Source organism: Streptomyces sp. NPDC006294 (genome assembly GCF_042870895.1).
Classification (GTDB): domain Bacteria; phylum Actinomycetota; class Actinomycetes; order Streptomycetales; family Streptomycetaceae; genus Streptomyces.
Map to the genome: position 1 here is coordinate 1 of NZ_JBIAHV010000025.1, position 17,365 is coordinate 17,365.

At 72.9% G+C, this 17,365-nt stretch carries 18 protein-coding genes and 1 pseudogene; 7 read left to right on the plus strand and 12 right to left on the minus strand.

Annotated features, from left to right (window positions below; genetic code table 11):
- Positions 1-159, plus strand: a pseudogene (locus ACFYOP_RS31730) (aldehyde dehydrogenase (NADP(+))); the annotation flags it as partial.
- Positions 160-164: 5 nt separating this feature from the next.
- Positions 165-773, plus strand: a complete 609-nt coding sequence (locus ACFYOP_RS31735) for a DUF1349 domain-containing protein (RefSeq protein ID WP_356898726.1) — start codon at positions 165-167, stop codon at positions 771-773.
- A gap of 39 nt (positions 774-812) precedes the next feature.
- Here ACFYOP_RS31735 and ACFYOP_RS31740 read toward each other — a convergent pair whose 3' ends face one another.
- Positions 813-1,247: a nuclear transport factor 2 family protein gene (locus tag ACFYOP_RS31740; RefSeq protein WP_356898727.1), complete on the minus strand. Its 435-nt coding sequence runs from the start codon at positions 1,245-1,247 to the stop codon at positions 813-815.
- A gap of 105 nt (positions 1,248-1,352) precedes the next feature.
- On the opposite strand from ACFYOP_RS31740, the gene ACFYOP_RS31745 reads away from it, so the two are divergent.
- From ACFYOP_RS31745 to ACFYOP_RS31755, 3 genes are all read left to right on the plus strand, one after another.
- Entirely contained in the window at positions 1,353-1,826 is a 474-nt protein-coding gene (locus ACFYOP_RS31745) for a GNAT family N-acetyltransferase (protein ID WP_356898728.1), read from the plus strand.
- A gap of 143 nt (positions 1,827-1,969) precedes the next feature.
- The gene (locus ACFYOP_RS31750; RefSeq protein WP_356898729.1) at positions 1,970-2,707 is read left to right on the plus strand and encodes a DsbA family oxidoreductase; all 738 of its coding nucleotides are present in this window, start codon (positions 1,970-1,972) and stop codon (positions 2,705-2,707) included.
- Between the two features lie 72 nt (positions 2,708-2,779).
- Positions 2,780-3,844: an aminotransferase class V-fold PLP-dependent enzyme gene (locus ACFYOP_RS31755; RefSeq protein WP_356898730.1), complete on the plus strand. Its 1,065-nt coding sequence runs from the start codon at positions 2,780-2,782 to the stop codon at positions 3,842-3,844.
- 153 nt (positions 3,845-3,997) lie between these two features.
- Here the strand turns inward: ACFYOP_RS31755 and ACFYOP_RS31760 are convergent, their stop codons facing one another.
- From ACFYOP_RS31760 to ACFYOP_RS31785, 6 genes are all read right to left on the minus strand, one after another.
- Positions 3,998-4,171, minus strand: coding sequence for a hypothetical protein (locus ACFYOP_RS31760; RefSeq protein WP_356898731.1), 174 nt, complete (start codon positions 4,169-4,171; stop codon positions 3,998-4,000).
- 59 nt (positions 4,172-4,230) lie between these two features.
- Positions 4,231-5,127 carry an ectoine hydroxylase gene (gene thpD, locus ACFYOP_RS31765; protein WP_356898732.1) on the minus strand — a complete coding sequence of 299 codons (897 nt, stop codon included), beginning with the start codon at positions 5,125-5,127 and terminating at the stop codon, positions 4,231-4,233.
- A gap of 3 nt (positions 5,128-5,130) precedes the next feature.
- Positions 5,131-5,529, minus strand: coding sequence for an ectoine synthase (locus tag ACFYOP_RS31770; RefSeq protein ID WP_005319062.1), 399 nt, complete (start codon positions 5,527-5,529; stop codon positions 5,131-5,133).
- A 30-nt stretch (positions 5,530-5,559) separates the two neighbouring features.
- A complete protein-coding gene (gene ectB, locus ACFYOP_RS31775) occupies positions 5,560-6,828 on the minus strand; it encodes a diaminobutyrate--2-oxoglutarate transaminase (RefSeq protein WP_356898733.1) in 1,269 nt (422 codons plus the stop codon).
- An 88-nt stretch (positions 6,829-6,916) separates the two neighbouring features.
- Positions 6,917-7,447 (minus strand): diaminobutyrate acetyltransferase, encoded by a 531-nt coding sequence (ectA, locus tag ACFYOP_RS31780; RefSeq protein ID WP_356898734.1) that lies wholly within the window; start codon positions 7,445-7,447, stop codon positions 6,917-6,919.
- A 353-nt stretch (positions 7,448-7,800) separates the two neighbouring features.
- Positions 7,801-8,901, minus strand: a complete 1,101-nt coding sequence (locus ACFYOP_RS31785) for an aminotransferase class V-fold PLP-dependent enzyme (protein ID WP_356898735.1) — start codon at positions 8,899-8,901, stop codon at positions 7,801-7,803.
- A gap of 111 nt (positions 8,902-9,012) precedes the next feature.
- On the opposite strand from ACFYOP_RS31785, the gene ACFYOP_RS31790 reads away from it, so the two are divergent.
- Together ACFYOP_RS31790 and ACFYOP_RS31795 are read left to right on the plus strand one after the other, a co-directional pair.
- Positions 9,013-10,098 (plus strand): amidohydrolase family protein, encoded by a 1,086-nt coding sequence (locus ACFYOP_RS31790; protein ID WP_356898736.1) that lies wholly within the window; start codon positions 9,013-9,015, stop codon positions 10,096-10,098.
- 356 nt (positions 10,099-10,454) lie between these two features.
- Positions 10,455-11,393: an SCO1860 family LAETG-anchored protein gene (locus ACFYOP_RS31795; protein ID WP_356898737.1), complete on the plus strand. Its 939-nt coding sequence runs from the start codon at positions 10,455-10,457 to the stop codon at positions 11,391-11,393.
- 56 nt (positions 11,394-11,449) lie between these two features.
- Here the strand turns inward: ACFYOP_RS31795 and cobC are convergent, their stop codons facing one another.
- The 5 genes from cobC to ACFYOP_RS31820 form a co-directional block, all read right to left on the minus strand.
- Positions 11,450-12,550 (minus strand): Rv2231c family pyridoxal phosphate-dependent protein CobC, encoded by a 1,101-nt coding sequence (gene cobC / locus ACFYOP_RS31800; RefSeq protein WP_356898738.1) that lies wholly within the window; start codon positions 12,548-12,550, stop codon positions 11,450-11,452.
- Between the two features lie 202 nt (positions 12,551-12,752).
- On the minus strand, positions 12,753-13,148 hold the full coding sequence (locus ACFYOP_RS31805; RefSeq protein ID WP_388453698.1) for a cobalamin biosynthesis protein: 396 nt from the start codon (positions 13,146-13,148) through the stop codon (positions 12,753-12,755).
- A gap of 117 nt (positions 13,149-13,265) precedes the next feature.
- Positions 13,266-14,618: a cobyrinate a,c-diamide synthase gene (locus tag ACFYOP_RS31810; protein ID WP_356898739.1), complete on the minus strand. Its 1,353-nt coding sequence runs from the start codon at positions 14,616-14,618 to the stop codon at positions 13,266-13,268.
- Positions 14,612-15,220, minus strand: coding sequence for a cob(I)yrinic acid a,c-diamide adenosyltransferase (gene cobO, locus ACFYOP_RS31815; protein WP_356898740.1), 609 nt, complete (start codon positions 15,218-15,220; stop codon positions 14,612-14,614). Before cobO ends, ACFYOP_RS31810 begins: the two co-directional genes overlap by 7 nt.
- Positions 15,220-17,262, minus strand: coding sequence for a putative cobaltochelatase (locus tag ACFYOP_RS31820; protein ID WP_356898741.1), 2,043 nt, complete (start codon positions 17,260-17,262; stop codon positions 15,220-15,222). Before ACFYOP_RS31820 ends, cobO begins: the two co-directional genes overlap by 1 nt.
- Positions 17,263-17,365: the final 103 nt, after the last annotated feature.

The following is a 17,365-nucleotide window of genomic DNA, read 5'->3' on the forward strand; positions in this document are numbered from 1 at the left end:
TCCACCTCCACCTCCACCTCCGTCGGCACCACCGCCATCGAACGCTGGCTCCGCCCCGTCACCTACCAGAACACCCCCCACCCACTGCTCCCCCCGGAGCTCCACGACGACAACCCGCACGCCCTTCCCCGCCGCGTCAACGGCCAACTGCAACACTGACCCGCATGGAATTGAAGCTGCCCGATCTTCCCTTCCCCCTGCGGGCGTACGGTCCCGAGGCCGACTGGTCCTACGAGGACGGTGTGCTGACCGCCTGGGCCGGCCCGCGGCACGACCGCTTCGTGCCGCCGACCGGCCACGCCCTCGAACCGGCCTCCGACGCGCCCCGTCTGCTCGGCGCGCCGGAGGGCGACTTCCAGCTCATCGCCCGCGTCAAGGTCGGCTTCGCCGCGGCCTTCGACGCGGGCGTGCTCTATCTGCACGTCACCGAGCAGGAGTGGGCCAAGCTCTGCCTGGAGCTGTCCCCGGACACGCCCACGGTGTGCACGGTCGTCACCCGCGGCCACTCCGACGACGCCAACTCCTTCACGGTGCACGGCGACAGCGTCTGGCTGCGCATCAGCCGCACCGGCAAGGCGTTCGCCTTCCACGCGTCCACCGACGGCGAGCACTGGACCTTCGTCCGCATCTTCACCCTCGGCGACGAGGACCGGGCCGGCGCGGCACTCGTCGGCTTCATGGCCCAGTCACCGGTGGGAGAGGGCTGCGTGGTCGCCTTCGACCGGATCGAGTACCGCGACAGCTGGCCGGAAGGTCTGCGCGACGGCTCCTGACGACGCCACCGGCCGGGCCGCCCCGGCCGGTGGCGCGGCTCAGGCGGCCGGCAGGACCGGCGGACGCCCCGTCGTCCAGACGGGCTCGACCGACACCCGGCTGATCCGCCAGCCCTCGCCGGTGCGCCGCAGCTCCGCGTCGAACCGGCCGCCGACGGTGAACAGCTCGGCGGGCCCCTCGTGGTGGACGTGCACCATCAGCGCGTTCCAGGAGGCGTGCGCCGTGCCGGACGAGGGCTCGACGTCCGCCAGGACGTCGGACGACAGATGCTGGGTGCGGGCGAACCGCCCGAGGGCCTCCTCGGTGCCCCGCACCGCCGCCGGGCCCTCGAACACGCCCACCGGGGCGACCATGCGCACGTCGTCGGTGAAGTAGCCCTCCGCCCAGCCGTCCGTGAACTTCCGCTCGTCCAGCGCGCGGAAGAACCGGCTGACGAGCGTGGCGATCTCGATGTGATCCGTCTGTGTGGTCATGCCGACGAGCGTTCACCCTCAACCGTGCTTGAGGTCAAGCGCGGTTGACGACCCACCGGCTCGAGCACCTGGAACCGGCGCCGCCCCGGGCACGTCTCCCCCCACATGATCAGGACCGCCCGCCCGGCCGACCTCGACGCCGTCGCCGCCCTCCACGCGCAGGCCCGCGCCACGTACTACCGGGGCCACATCCCCGACGAGGCCTTCGACAGCCCGGCCGAGCACGCCCGCACCCGGACCGGCTGGGAGAACGCCATCGGCCGCGGCGCGGTGCTGTGCGCGATACGTGACGGGGCCGTCGCCGGTGTGGCCGCCTTCGGCGAGCGGGACGGGGCCATGACCCTGACGCAGCTCCACGTCGCCCCCGGGCACTGGCGCTCCGGTGTCGGCAGCGAGCTGCACTCGGCGGTCGTCGAGGCGTGGCAGCGCGCGGGCGTGCCGACCGCCCGCCTCGAGGTCTTCGAGAAGAACGACCGCGCCCGCGCCTTCTACACCCACCACGGCTGGCACCCGGACCCCGCGGAGCCGCACACCGGCAATCATCTGAACCTCCTCTTCACCGTCCCGCCCACGCCCTGAGGCGGGGCAGATCGACCGGGGACGGGCGGAATGAGCCGGGGGCGATTCCCGTTGAGCCTGTGCGGAGGCGCCCCCTGCGCTCTTCCGTGCCCCCTGCCCGGCGGCCACCGCCACGGCACACGACCCTGGAGTGATGAACGAGCATGCGCGTCGAGATCTGGTCGGACGTCGTCTGTCCCTGGTGCTATGTGGGCAAGGCCCGCTTCGAGAAGGGCCTCGCCGCCTTCGCGCACCGGGACGAGATCGAGGTCGTGCACCGTTCCTTCGAACTGGACCCGCACCGCGTCACGCGCGAGACCACTCCGGTCGTCGACATGCTCGCGAAGAAGTACGGCCGCACCCGCGAGGAGGCGCAGGCCATGGAGGAGCGCGTCGCCTCGACCGCGCGCGCCGAGGGGCTGGAGTACCGCACCGAGGGCCGTGGGCACGGGAACACCTTCGACGTCCACCGGGTGCTGCACCTGGCGAAGGCCCGCGGGTGTCAGGACGAACTGCTCACCCGTGCCTACCGGGCGAACTTCGCGGAGGAGCGGTCGGTCTTCGACCCCGAGACGCTGGTCGCGCTCGCCGTGGAGGCCGGGCTCGACGAGCAGGAGGTACGGCAGGTCCTCGCGGACACGTCCGCGTACGCCGACGACGTACGCGCCGACGAGCGGGAGGCCGCCGAACTGGGTGCGACCGGCGTGCCGTTCTTCGTGTTCGACCGGCGGTACGGGGTGTCCGGCGGGCAGCCCGCGGAGCTGTTCACGAAGGCGCTGGAGCAGGCCTGGCAGGGCCGCGAGGTCACCGCACCCGACGGAGACGCGGCGGCGTGCGACGCCGACGGGGCCTGCGAGGTCCCGGCCGCCCCTGCCGCCGCCGCCGATTCCGCGGCCGACTGATCAGCGCTGCTGAACGGTTTTGTGCAGCAAGGCGTGATTGACCCCGTGGCGCGGCCACCGCAGGGTGGTGCCATGGAGATCTCGAAGCCGCTGATCGAAGCCGAGTTCGCGCCCCGCACCACCTACCTGAACACCGCCGTCAACGGGCTGCTGCCCCGGCGGTCGGTCAGCGCCGTCACGGCCCTCGCGGAGGAACTCGGCGAGGGCAGGGCCGACGGTCCCGGGGACTTCTCCGCGGTGACCGCCGCCCGGCAGTCCTTCGCCCGCCTCGCCGGGGTGGACGAGGGCCGGGTCGCCGTCGGCGGCGCGGTCTCCGCGCTGGTGGGGCTGGTCGCCGCCTCGCTGCCGCCGGGCGCGGAAGTGCTGTCCCCCGAGCGGGAGTTCACCTCGCTGGTCACACCGTTCTCCGTCCGTGGAGACCTCAAGCTGCGGTACGTCCCGCTGGACGGGCTGGCCGAGGCGGTACGCCCGGGCACGGCGCTCGTCGCCTTCTCCTCCGTACAGTCCGCGGACGGCCGGGTCGCCGACCTGGCGGCCGTACGGGCGGCCGCGGCGGCCCACGGGGCGCGGACGCTCCTCGACGCCAGCCAGTCCGCCGGCTGGCTGCCGCTGGCGGCCGGGGACTGGGACTTCACCGTCACGGCCGGCTACAAGTTCCTGCTCTGCCCGCGCGGCGCGTCGTTCCTGACGGTGACCGAGGAGGCGCAGGAGTCGCTGCCGGCGCTCTACGCGGGCACCGCCTCCGCCGAACGGCCGTGGCGGGACGACACCATGTACGGCCCGATCACCGAACTCGCCCGTACCGCCCGCCGGTACGACGAGTTCCCGGCCTACCTGTCGTACCACGGGGCGCAGCAGTCGCTGGCGCTGCTGGAGGAGATCGGCATCGAGGCCGTGCACGCCCATGACACCGCGCTGGCGGCCCGGTTCCGGGCGGGCCTGCGGGAACACGGCCTCGAGCCGGTGCCGGGCGACTCGGCGACCGTGGCCGTCCCCGGTCTCGCCCACCGCGCCCAGGAGCTGATCCGGGCCGGGATCCTGGTCTCCGGGCGGGCGGGCAATCTGCGGGCCGCCTTCCACCTCTACAACACGCGGGCGGACGTGGACCGGGCGCTGGACGTCCTGGTGGGCGGCTGAGCGCCCGGGCCCGTCGAAGCCCCCGGCGGGCCCGGGCGTGCCCCGGCCGCGGTCGCGGCCCCGGACCGGCCTGCTCCTGGAGCCGCGCGGCGGTCGGCGCCCCGTCCTCGGCCACGACGATGAGGCACTGAAGGTCGGGCGCCGAAGCGCCGTTCACGCCGGCGAACACGGTGTGGAGGCGTCGTCGTCGGTCTCGAGGCAGCCGGCGACGGTCCCGGCGCCGACCGAGAACCGTTCGTTCGGCGCGTCGCAGCCCACGACCGTGCCGGTCTCGGGGAAGACCTGGCCGCGGGCCGGCCAGTCGGTGCAGATGTCGGCACGGCGCACGCGGAAGGGCCGGTCTCGGGAGACCGGCCCTTCCGCGTACTGCGTGCTGTGAGGACGTCCTACCGCACGGGCGTGAAGTCCCGCGCCCCGATGAACTCCGGCCGCGGCACCGGCGCCGCGAAGGGCTCGACCGCGGTGTTCTCCACGCTGTTGAAGACGATGAAGACGTTGCTGCGCGGGTACGGCGTGATGTTGTCACCCGAGCCGTGCATGCAGTTGCAGTCGAACCAGGTCGCCGACCCCGCCTTGCCGGTGAAGAGCCGGATGCCGTGGTCGTCGGCGAAACGGGTCAGCGTCTCGTCGGACGGGATGCCGGCGTCCTGCATCTGCAGCGACCGCTTGTAGTTGTCCTTCGGTGTCTCGCCCGCGCAGCCCAGGAACGTCTTGTGCGACCCCGGCATGATCATCAGACCGCCGTTGGTGTCGAAGTTCTCGGTCAGCGCGATCGAGACGGAGACGGTCCGCATGTTCGGCAGGCCGTCCTCCGCGTGCCACGTCTCGAAGTCCGAGTGCCAGTAGAAGCCGGAGGCGCCGAAGCCCGGCTTCACATTGATACGGGACTGGTGGACGTACACGTCGGAGCCGAGGATCTGCCGGGCTCTGCCCACCACCCGCTCGTCGCGCACCAGCGAGGCGAAGACCTCGCTGATCTTGTGGACCTCGAAGACCGACCGCACGTCCTGGGACTTCGGCTCGATGATCGAGCGTTCGTCGGCCCGCACCCTGGGGTCGCTGATCAGGCGCTCCAGCTCGGAGCGGTAGAGAGCGACCTCGTCGTCCCCGATCAGCCGGTCGACGGCGAGGAAGCCGTCCCGCTCGAAGCCCATGAGGTCGGGCGTGGCGATCGGACCGGGGGCTCCCGGCGCGGACCAGACCACCGGGTCCTTGCGCGGGGTCAGCACCTCACTGGCGCCACGTGTCGGGTACAGGTCGGTGCGTGCAGGTGCGGTGGTCATTCCTCAGCCCTCCTCGGTCAGCAGCGGGTAGACGCCGTTCTCGTCGTGGTCCTCCCGTCCGGTGACGGGCGGATTGAAGACGCAGACGCAACGGAAGTCGGTCTTCGGGCGCATTGTGTGCTTTTCGTGCCCGTCCAGCAGATACATCGTGCCGGGCTCGATCCAGTGGGTCTCGCCCGTCTCGTCATTGGTAAGTTCGGCCTCGCCCTCGACGCACAGCACGGCCTCGATGTGGTTCGCGTACCACATCGACGTCTCTGTACCCGCGTACAGCACGGTCTCGTGGAGCGAGAAGCCGACCTTCTCCTTGGCGAGCACGATGCGCTTGCTCTCCCAGGTGCCGGAAGCGGACTTCACATGGCGCTCGGTGTTCTCGATGTCCTTGAACGATCGGACGATCACGGTGGTTCTTTACCTCTCGGTCGCAGATGGTCAGGCGGTCTCTCGGACGCAGCGCGCCAGGATGCGCAGACCCTCGTCCAGGTCTTCGGTGGAGATGGTCAGCGGCGGCAGGAGCTTCACGACCTCGCTCTCCGGTCCCGAGGTCTCCAGCAGCAGCCCGAGCTCGAAGGCGCGGGCGCAGACGGCGGACGCCCGCGGCTTGTCCTCGAACTCCAGGCCCCAGACGAGACCGCGGCCGCGGAAGCTGACGCCCTCGCCGCCCATCTCGTCGACGATGGCCAGCAGCGCCCGCTCGACCTGCTCGCCGCGGGCGATGGTCTGCTTCTCCATCTGGCCGTCGGCCCAGTAGGTGTTCAGGGCGGCGGCGGCCGTGACGAAGGCCGGGTTGTTGCCGCGGAAGGTGCCGTTGTGCTCGCCCGGCTCCCAGACGTCCAGCTCCGGCTTGAACAGCGTGAGGGCGAAGGGGAGCCCGTAACCGCTGATCGACTTGGAGACGGTGACGATGTCCGGCACGATGCCGGCCTCCTCGAAGGAGAAGAAGCCGCCGGTGCGGCCGCAGCCCATCTGGATGTCGTCGACGATCAGCAGCATGTCCTGGCGGTGGCACAGGTCCTGCAGCGCCCGCAGCCACTCGGCGCGGGCCACGTTGATGCCGCCCTCGCCCTGGACCGTCTCGACGATCACGGCGGCGGGCTTGTTGAGGCCGGAGCCCTGGTCCTCGAGCAGCCGCTCGAACCACAGGAAGTCGGGGATCTGGCCGTCGAAGTAGTTGTCGAACGGCATCGGCGTGCCGTGCACCAGCGGGATGCCGGCGCCGGCCCGCTTGAAGGCGTTGCCGGTGACGGCGAGCGAGCCGAGCGACATGCCGTGGAAGGCGTTGGTGAACGAGACGATCGCCTCGCGGCCCTTGACCTTGCGGGCCAGCTTCAGCGCGGCCTCGACGGCGTTGGTGCCCGTCGGGCCGGGGAACATGACCTTGTAGGGCAGATCACGCGGCCGCAGGATCACGTTCTGGAACGACTCCAGGAACGCGCGCTTGGCGGTGGTGGCCATGTCCAGGCCGTGGGTGATGCCGTCGCGCTCGATGTAGTCGATCAGAGCGCGTTTCAGGACGGGGTTGTTGTGCCCGTAGTTCAGCGATCCGGCGCCGGCGAAGAAGTCGAGGTAGGTGTGGCCGTCCTCGTCGTGGAGGTGGCTGCCCTGCGCGCGGTCGAACACGGCGGGCCAGCCGCGGCAGTAGCTGCGCACCTCGGACTCGAGGGTCTCGAAGACGCTCAGGGCGGGCGGGGTGATGGTCACAGCGAACTCCAGGGGGTGGGGGTGGGGCGCGAGAGGTCTGGGATCACACGGGGTGCGGCAGGTGCCGGCACGCGGCGCTCGGCGCGCGTCAGGCGGCGACCGGGCCGATGCGGTACAGCACTTCCGGCTCGTGCGTCCCCTCGGGGAACAGCCCGCCGTCGAAGAGAACCTCGCGGTGAAGGGTTGCTCCGTGGCGCTTGGCGTAGGAGGTGAACAGGGCGTCGGATGCGGTGTTGTCCGGGGTGATGGTGGTCTCGATCTCGCGTACCCCGCGTCCGCCGGTGACCTTGGCGGTCAGTGCGTCCAGAAGGACGCCGGCCAGTCCCCGGCCCCGATGGGCCCGGTCGACGGCCACCTGCCAGACGACGAGCGCCTCGGGGTGGTCCGGGCGTACGTATCCGGTGACGAAGGCGATGGGCTCGCCGTCGCGGCCGCGGGCCACGACGGAGGTGGCCGCGAAATCGCGACACCACAGCAGGTAGCTGTACGAGGAGTTGAGGTCCAGGACCTCGGAGTCGCGGGCTATGCGCCAGATCGCGGCTCCGTCCTCCACTCGTGGGGTGTCGATCTCCAGGAATTCGTCTCGGGCTCGTACAAGGTCTTCTTGTGCGGCGGTCATGTCGATTCAATTTACCGAGCAAATTCCGAGATTGCATCGGCCCAGGGGGTTGGGTGGCGGGAGCCGGTGTGTTATCGCGCGGGTGCGCGCTCGATGCCGATCACCGTGCGAACGCCAGTATTTATGGGGATTTTTCCGGGCATACCGTGGCCGGTGTGTGGTCGGTCACATGTTGGTAACCCCGTTGACACGTGATCGAATCGCCCCCCGAACCGATATGAATCTCCACGTTTAGGCGTCCGGATCGGGGGCAGCAGAATGCGGGGAGCTGCTTACTGGAATTCGCTCCCCGTATTTATGTTTGTCGCACGGCCCAGTATGAATGCAAGTTTTCGAAAAGTACCCCGGACCGGTTACTTCCAGCTTTCGTCGGCCGCCCGGCGCGCGGCCTCCCGGTCCACCGGCACCCCGTGCTCCGCCAGCGCGCCGCCCAGCGCCGCGAGCGAGGACCGCACCACGTCGCGGCTCGCGTCCACACCGTAGTGGTTCACCCGGATCATCTCCGCGGCCGGCGTGCCGCCCCCGGCGACCAGGGGCAGCGACGGGTCCTCGGCCAGCGCCTTCGCCACCAGGTCCCGGGCGTCCACCCCGGCCGGGGCGCGCAGCGTCGTCGCCACCGGCGCCGCGTCCCGCGCCTCGTGGACGTACGGGGTGAGACCGCCGCCCAGCGCGAGCGCGCCCGCCCGGGTCGCCGCGGCCGCGGCGGCGTGCCGGGCGGCCACCGTGTCCAGGCCCTGGGACTCGATGCGCTCCACGCACGCCTCGAGCGCCAGCATCTCCAGCTGCGCCGGCGCGTGCGGCAGCGCCCTGCGGCCGCCGTCGATCCACCGCTGCTTCCAGTCGAGCAGGGACAGGTAGGAGGCGCGGGGAGCGGCCGGATTGGCGGCGATCCGCTCCCAGGCCCGCTCGCTCACCGACACCGCGGAGACGCCCGCCGGGCCGCCCATCGCCTTCTGCGCGCCGATCACGCACAGGTCCACGCCCCAGACGTCGGGCAGCAGCGGCTCCGCCGCCACGGAGGCGACCGCGTCCAGCATGAACAGGGCCCCGTGCGCCCGTACGACCTCGCCGATCGCGGCGACCGGGTTGGTGTTCCCGGTCGCGGCCTCCGCGTGCACCAGCGAGACGAAGCCGATCTCCGGGTGGTCGGCGAGTGCCCGCTCGACCTGCTCGGCGGTCACCGCCGTGTGGAACGGCACCTCGAGGTCCACGACGTGCGCCCCGCAGTCGCGCAGCCAGTCGCCGAAGGTCTGCCCGTAGGGCCCGGTGACCACGTTCAGCGCCGTAGAGCCGGGGTGCGCGCCACTGCGGACGCAGCCCTCCAGGGGCAACAGCGCCTCGCCCTGCATGATGATCACGTCCTTCTCGGTGCCGAGCAGGGCCGCGACCCTCCGCTCGATGGCGGCGAAGCGCGCGGCGGTCAGCGGGGGCAGGTCCAGCAGCGGGTGTGTCACGGCGGTGCTCTGTTTCTCTCGGTGCCGAAGCTTCTCTCGGTGCCGAAGCGGTGTTCGGACAGTGTTCGGGCGCTGGCTCGAGACTACCGACGGCCTCGTAGAGTTCCTGACATGAGCGATCACACGGTGCTGCATGTGAAGGGGCGGGTGCTCGTCGGGCCCGAGGAGGTGCGGGACGAGGTGTGGGCGGTGGACGGCCGGATCACCTTCGAACGCCCCCGCGCCGAGGCGGTCACCGTGCACGGCTGGGCGCTGCCCGGACTCGTCGACGCCCACTGCCACGTCGGCCTCGACCGGCACGGCCCGGTCGACGCCGTGACCAGCGAGAAGCAGGCTGTCACCGACCGTGAGGCGGGCACGCTGCTGATCCGTGACGCGGGGTCGCCCTCCGACACCCGCTGGATCGACGACCGCGAGGACCTGCCGAAGATCATCCGGGCCGGCCGGCACATCGCCCGCACCCGCCGCTACATCCGCAACTACGCCCATGAGATCGAGCCCGAGGACCTGGTGGCGTACGTGGCCCAGGAGGCCCGGCGCGGCGACGGCTGGGTCAAGCTCGTCGGCGACTGGATCGAACGCGACGCGGGCGACCTGACCGCCTGCTGGCCGCGCGACGCGGTCGAGGCGGCCATCGCGGAGGCGCACCGTCTGGGCGCCCGGGTCACGGCGCACTGCTTCGCGGAGGACTCGCTGCGCGACCTCGTGGAGGCGGGGATCGACTGCGTCGAGCACGCGACGGGGCTCACCGAGGACACGATCCCGCTCTTCGCGGAACGCGGCGTCGCCATCGTCCCGACCCTGGTCAACATCGCCACCTTCCCCTCTCTCGCGGCGGGCGGGGAGTCCAGGTACCCCGCTTGGTCGGCCCATATGCGCCGGCTGTACGAGCGCCGCTACGACACCGTGCGCGCCGCCTACGACGCCGGCATCCCCGTCTTCGTCGGCACGGACGCGGGCGGCTCCCTGGCGCACGGCCTGGTGGCCGCCGAGGTCGCCGAGCTGGTGAAGGCCGGCATCCCGCCGCTGCGGGCCCTGTCCGCGACCACCTGGGGAGCCCGGGCCTGGCTGGGGCGCCCGGCGCTCGAAGAGGGCGCTCCGGCCGACCTGGTGGTGTACGACGAGGACCCGCGGGCCGACGTCCGGGTGCTCGCCGCGCCGCGCAGGGTGGTCCTGAACGGGCGGGTGATCGACTGAGGGGCGGGCACGGGCCGCGTTGTGCAAACCGTCGCCCGGCCGGCCGGAACGGGCCGGCCACGTCGCGAGGTTGACCGGGCGTGACCCCGCGCCGCCGCGCGTCGTTGAAGCACCTCACGCGCGCCCCCTTGGTCGGCCCGGCGCACCACCTGAGGACCGTGCAGGACGGCTCCCAGGGGAACGCGCGTACCTCCAGATTCGAATACGGGCTCGGAAACCCCACTTTGGAGTGAACTCACCGCAGGTGTCTGTCGGTTCACTCGGTGTGCGTAAAGATTCCGGTGTCTGGTCGCCGCCGTCCACGTGTCCCCGTCGGACGGCCGGCGACGCCATGTCTCCGTGGGGGTTCCACCACCTTGAACAGCAACACCTTCCGCATGCCCGCACGCAGGGCCGCCGCCGCGACCGCGGCCGTCGCGCTGGGCGCCGCGCCCCTGGCGCTCGCCGCCCCAGCCCACGCCACCGGCGGCGGCGAGGGCCGCGCCACCGCGGTCGTGCTCCGTGCCGGCCTGGACGTCTCCCTGCTCGACAAGACCGTGCAGGTTCCCCTGAAGACCACGCTCAACGAGGTCCAGGCGCCGGCGAGCGCCGAGAAGACCGCGCTGAGCGTCCGGTTGGACGGCGTCGAGGAGGGCAGGCCGGTCCAGCTGCTGCGGGCCGACGTGGCCACCTCCGGGGCCACCGTGGAGAGCGGCAGGACCGAGGCGCACAGCAACCTGGTGAACGCCCGCGTCCATGTGCCCGGCCTGCCGCTGCTGTCGCTGATCGAGGTCGAGAAGGTCACCTCCAAGGCCGTCTGCGCGGCCGGGGAGCAGCCCGTCGCCGAGTCGAACGTCCTCGGCAAGGTGCAGATCCTCGGCAAGAAGGTCACGCTCACCGCGGGCGGTCCGACCCGCGTCACGGTGCCGAACGTGGGCGAGGTCAGTATCGAGCTGTCGAAGACGCACACCACGTCCCGCACGGCCGCCGCGACGGCGCTGCGGCTCGACGTCGCCGTCGACCCGCTGAACCTGAACGTGGCGGAGGTCCAGGGCGAGGTCACGCTCGTCGAGGCCACCTGCGAGTCGCCCGACGCGCCGAAGACGCCCGAGAAGCCCGCCGGGCCCGAGAAGCCCGCCGAGTCCGCACCTGCGGCGGACGGCGTCTCCGCCCGGTCGGGCGCCGAGCCCGCCCCGGAGAACCTCGCGGAGACCGGCGGCAGTTCCACGACCCCGTACCTCGCGGGCGGCGCGGCCGCCCTGCTCGCCGTCGGCGCCGCGGCGACGTACCTCGGCCGCCGCAGGTCCAGGGGCTGACGGCCCGCCGCACCGGCCGGGTCCCTCAGGAGGGGGAGGGACCCGGCCGTGCGGCGTCAGTGGCCGACCATCGCCAGCGCCTGGTCCAGCGCCTGCAGGAACCGGTTGGTGGTGACCCGGTCGCGTACCGCGAGACGCAGCCAGTCGTCGTCCAGCCCCGGGAAGGTGTCCCCGCGCCGGGCCGCGAAGCCGAGCAGCCGCAGCCGCTCCCGTACCTGCGCCGCGCGCCGCACCCTGACGAGGACGAACGAGCTCTCGGCCGGCTCCACCGCCCGGACCTCCTCGAACTCGGCCAGCCCCGCCAGCAGATGCGCCCGGTCGGCCGCGATGCGGCGCGCCGCCTCCTCCGCCTCCGCCAGCGCCGTCTGCCCCATGCACGCCTCGGCCGCGACCAGCGCCGGCGTGGACACCGGCCACAGCGGCTGCGCCCGCTCCAGCGCCGCCGTCGTCTCCGGCTCCGCGAGCACATAGCCGACCCGCAGACCCGCGAGCCCCCATGTCTTGGTGAGGCTGCGCAGCACCACCAGACCGGGCAGGTCGGTGCGCCCGGCCAGTGACTCGCGCTCGCCCGGCACCGCGTCCATGAACGCCTCGTCCACGACCAGCACCCGTCCCGGCCGGGCCAGCAGGGCGATGTCCTCCGCCGCGTGCAGCACCGACGTCGGATTGGTCGGATTGCCGATCACGACCATGTCCGCCTCGTCCGGTACGGCCTTCGGATCGAGCCGGAAGTCCTCGTCCTCGCGCAGCAGCAGCCGCCGCACGGTGTGCCCGGCGTCCCGCAGCGCCGCCTCCGGCTCCGTGAACTGCGGATGCACGACCAGCGGCCGCCGCACCGGAAGAGCGCGCGCCAGCAGCACGAACGCCTCCGCCGCGCCCGCCGTCAGCAGCACGCGCTCCTGCGGCAGCCCGTGGCGGCGGGCGACGGCGGCACGCGCCGCCCGGCCGTCGGGGTACGCGGCGAGCGAGCCGAGCGAGGCGGCTATCCGCTCGCGCAGCCAGTCCGGCGGCGTCCCGGCCCGGACGTTCACGGCCAGGTCGGTCAGTCCCGCGGCGCCGTCCCGCACTTCCGCGTCGCCGTGGTGGCGCAGATCGTGCCCGCCGAAGCTCTGCCCCGGCTCCTCGGGGGGCTCTGGGTGCTCAGCGCGCGCGTACATGGCTGCCGTGCCGTGGTGGGGGAGAGCTGGTCACGGATGTCTCCTCGATGTGGGGGAACGATGAGAGTTCGAACGGTGGGAGAGTTCGAACGGAGGGTGAACACACGCACGACGGACATCATGGCGCGTGAAGCCGGATCGCGGCAGTGGCCCGGGGGTTGCGGCCGTTCGCGCACGTCACCTCCGGCAGCCGGTCGCACGCTCACCGTCGGCGGGCGACCGCGCACGTCGCCCCCGGCGGCCGGCCCACCGGGGCCGACCGCCGCTTCGGTACGAGCAGTTCGCCGCCCTCCGCCAGCGCCGCGGCCTCCGCGACCGACGGCGTCCCGACCGCGCGCAGGGCGGCCGGGGACGGGTTCGCCACCGGCACCCGCGCCAGCCGCCCGGCCCCGTACGCCAGCAGCGGCACGCCCAACCGCTCGGCGGCGCCCACCAGTCCGGGCTCAGCCGCCTTCGCGTCGACGGTCGCCAGCGCCACCACGTCGGCCGGGGACAGCCCCGCGTCGCGCAGCGCCCCGACGACCAGCGTGTACACCTCGTCCACGGGCACACCACGCGAGGCGCCGACGCCGACGACCAGGCTCATGGTCCGCGTCATGCGGTGGCTCCTTCGGGCGACGGCCGGTGGCGGGTCGGACGGGTAAGGCGCCGGGTACCGGAAGGCTCCCCGGACCGCCGGCCCGCAACGATCCCGCGCCGTCCATCCTCGCCACGTTCATCCCCGGCACGCCCCCACGAACCGTGCCGCCACATCCGGCCGCGACGCCCAGTGGGTGTGCAGATAGCTGGCGTGCACGCCCTGCTGCACGAACCCCTCGACCCGGCGCTCCGGCCGCACCATGCCCCACGCGGGCGCCGGCCCGGCGCCCGGCTCGAGCACCGTGCGGTGGAACTCGTGCCCCCGCATCCGCGTTCCCGCGGCGGCGAGCGGACTGTCGCCCACCGCGACGGCCTCGCGGTAGCCGAGCGTCAGCCGGCCCGACATCCGCGCCTCGGCGTCCAGCACCCCGCACATCGGCTTCCCGTCCAGCGACCGGGCCAGATACAGCAGCCCGGCGCACTCGGCGGCGATCGGCGCCCCGGAGCGCGCCAGTTCGGCGACCTCCTTGCGCAGCGGCTCGTTCGCGGACAGCTCGGGCGCGTACACCTCCGGGAAGCCGCCGCCGATGACGACACCACGGGCGCCCTCCGGCAGCCGCTCGTCCCGCAGCGGATCGAACCCCACGACCTCCGCCCCTGCCGCCCGCAGCAACTCCACGTGCTCCGCGTACGAGAACGTGAACGCCGCCCCGCCGGCGACCGCGACCACCGGCGGCCGCGTGCCGCCCGCGGGCAGCGGCTCTTCCACGCCCGCCGCCCACGGCGTCTCGTGCAGTGCGGGCGCGCTGCGCGCCAGCGCCAGCAGCGCGTCCAGGTCGCACCCCAGCCGGACCTGCTCCGCCATCGACGCCACCGCGTCCACCGCGTCGGCGTGGCGTTCGGCCACCGGCACCAGGCCGAGATGCCGTGACGGCGTCGCCACCTCGGCCGCCCGCCGCAGCACACCCAGCACCGGCACCCCGGACTCGCCGAGCGCCTCCCGCAGCAGATGCTCGTGCCGGTCCGTGGCGACCTTGTTGAGGATCACCCCGCCGATCCGCACCTCCGGGTCCCACGACGCGAACCCGTGCACCAGCGCCGCCACGGAGCGCGACTGCGACGACGCGTCCACGACCAGCACCACCGGCGCCCGCAGCAACTTGGCGACCTGCGCCGTCGACGCCAGCTCACCCTGGTCGGCGGCGCCGTCGTACAGCCCCATCACGCCTTCGACGACGGCGAGTTCGCAGCCGAGCGCCCCGTGCAGGAACAGCGGGGCGATCAGGTCCGTGCCGCACAGATACGCGTCGAGGTTGCGGCCGGGCCGCCCCGTGGCCAGCGCGTGGTAGCCGGGGTCGATGTAGTCGGGGCCGACCTTGTGCGGCGACACGGCGAGACCCCGGCCGGCGAACGCGGCCATCAGGCCCGTCGCGACCGTGGTCTTGCCCGCCCCCGACGACGGCGCCGCGATGACGAGACGTGCTACCACTCGATGCCCCGCTGGCCCTTCTGACCCGCGTCCATCGGGTGCTTGACCTTCGACATGTCGGTGACCAGATCGGCGAAGTCGATCAGCTTCTGCGGCGCGTTGCGGCCGGTGATCACCACATGCTGGGTGCCGGGCCGCTCGCGCAGCACCTCGATCACCTCGTCGGTGTCGATCCAGCCCCAGTGCAGCGGATACGCGAACTCGTCGAGCACGTACAGCTTGTGCGTCTCGGCGGCCAGGTCCCGCTTGACCTGCTCCCAGCCCTCACGGGCCTTGTCCTCGTTGGACTGCTCGCCCTCGGCGGGCTCGCGCTGGATCCACGACCAGCCCTCGCCCATCTTGTGCCAGGCGACCGTGCCGCCCTCGCCGCTGGCGCCCAGCACCTTGAGCGCGTTCTCCTCGCCGACCTTCCACTTCGCCGACTTCACGAACTGGAACACCCCGACCGGCCAGCCCTGGTTCCACGCCCGCAGCGCGAGCCCGAACGCGGCCGTCGACTTGCCCTTGCCGATGCCCGTGTGCACGAACACCAGCGGCCGGTTGCGGCGCTGACGGGTGGTGAGACCGTCGTTCGGTACGACGGACGGTTGTCCCTGCGGCATCAAGCGGCCCTCCTGGTGGCGGATACGTCCCGGACGTCCTTGACGAGTCCGGCGATCGATTCGGCCCGCAGCTCGTCGAGCGTCACGGCGCTGCCGCCGAGCGCGCCGGCGAGCCTGCCGGCCAGCCCGAGCCGTACCGGCCCGGCCTCACAGTCCACGACGACGGCCGCGGTCTTCTCCGCCGCGTGCAGCCGCGCCGCGCGCAGCGCGGACGCGAAGGCGTCCCCGCCGCCCGCGCCGGTGGCGCGGCCGTCGGTCACCACCACCAGCAGCGGACGGCGCGACGGATCCCGCAGCCGCTCGATGCGCAGCACGTCCTGGGCCTTCAGCAGCCCCTCCGCGAGCGGCGTACGGCCGCCGGTCGGCAGCGACTGGAGCCGGACCGCCGCCGCGTCCACCGACGAGGTCGGCGGCAGCGCCAGCTCCGCGCCCCTGCCGCGGAAGGTGATCAGCCCGACCTTGTCCCGCCGCTGGTAGGCGTCCAGCAGCAGCGACAGCACCGCGCCCTTGACCGCGCCCATCCGCTTCCTGGCCGCCATCGATCCGGAGGCGTCCACCACGAACAGCACGAGGTTCCCCTCGCGCCCCTCACGGGTCGCCTGCCGCAGATCGTCCCGACGGACGACCAGCCCCCGCCCGCTGCGCCCACGGGCACGCTGGTGCGGCGCGGCGGCCTGCACGGTGGCCGCCAGATGCAGCTTCGTGAGCGCGCCCCGCGGCCGCCGTGCGCCGGTGGTACGGCCCTGGTCGGTACGCGCCCGGGACCTGCGCCCCGCCGCGCCCTCGCCGAGACCGGGCACGCTCAGCGTCTTCGTACGGAACGGCTCCGCGGCCCGTACGGGCTGCTGCTCGGCGCCGCCCCCGGTGCCCGGCGCCGGCGCCTGACCCGTTTCCGGCTCGGACCCGGCCGCCTCACCGGTGTCCGGCTCACCGCCCTGCGGCGGCACCCCGCCACCACCGCCGCCGGGCCCGCCCTCCGGACCGGGGTCCGGGTCCGGGTCCGGGTCGGGCTCGGGGTCCGGCTCGTCGTCCCCGCCGAACTCGTCCAGCGTCTCGTCGAGCTTGTCCTCGTCCAGACCGGGCGCGTCGAACGGATTGCGCCGCCGGCGGTGCGGCAGCGCCAGCAACGCGGCCTGCCGCACGTCCTCCTCCGTGACGTCGTCCCGGCCCGCCCACGCCGCCAGCGCGGTCGCCGTCCTGGCCATCACGATGTCGGCGCGCATTCCGTCGACCTCGAACGCCGCACACGTCGCCGCGATCTGACGCAGCGCCACATCACCGAGCACCACCCGCGGCAGCAGCTCCCGCGCCGCCACGATCCGCTCGCGCAGCGCCTCCTCCTCGTCGGCCCAGCGCGCCGCGAAGCCCGCCGGGTCGTCGTCGTACGCGAGCCTGCGCCGTACGACCTCCACCCGCAGATCCGGGTCCCGCGAGGCCGCGACCTCGACGGTGAGCCCGAACCGGTCCAGCAGCTGGGGCCGCAGCTCGCCCTCCTCGGGGTTCATGGTCCCGACGAGCAGAAAGCGGGAGGCGTGCCGTACGGAGACGCCTTCACGCTCGACGTACGAGGCGCCCATCGCGGCGGCGTCCAGCAGAACGTCCACGAGGTGGTCGTGGAGAAGATTCACCTCGTCGACGTAGAGGATTCCGCGGTGCGCGTCCGCGAGAAGGCCGGGCTCGAACGCCTTCACGCCCTCCGAGAGCGCCCGCTCGATGTCCAGCGCGCCGACGAGCCGGTCCTCGGAGGCGCCGACGGGCAGCTCGACCATGCGCGCGGGCCGCGCGGTCGCCGCCCCGGCCTCGTGCGGGCCGTCCGGGCACGACGGGTCCGGCGCGGCGGGCGCGCAGGAGAAGCGGCACCCGGCGACGACGTCGACATCGGGGATCAGCGAGGCGAGGGCACGTACCGCGGTGCTCTTGGCGGTGCCCTTCTCACCTCGCACGAGCACACCGCCGACCGCCGGACTGACCGCGTTGAGCAGCAGGGCCAGCCGCAGGTCGTCCATCCCGACGACCGCGGTGAACGGATAGGGGGTGCTCATCCTTTGATCACTCCTTTGCGGGAGTCGCGCCGACGGCGCGACTCGCTTGGTTTCCGCCGGGAGCGGCGGGCGGTGAGAGAACGGGAGGAGGGTCTGCCGCGGG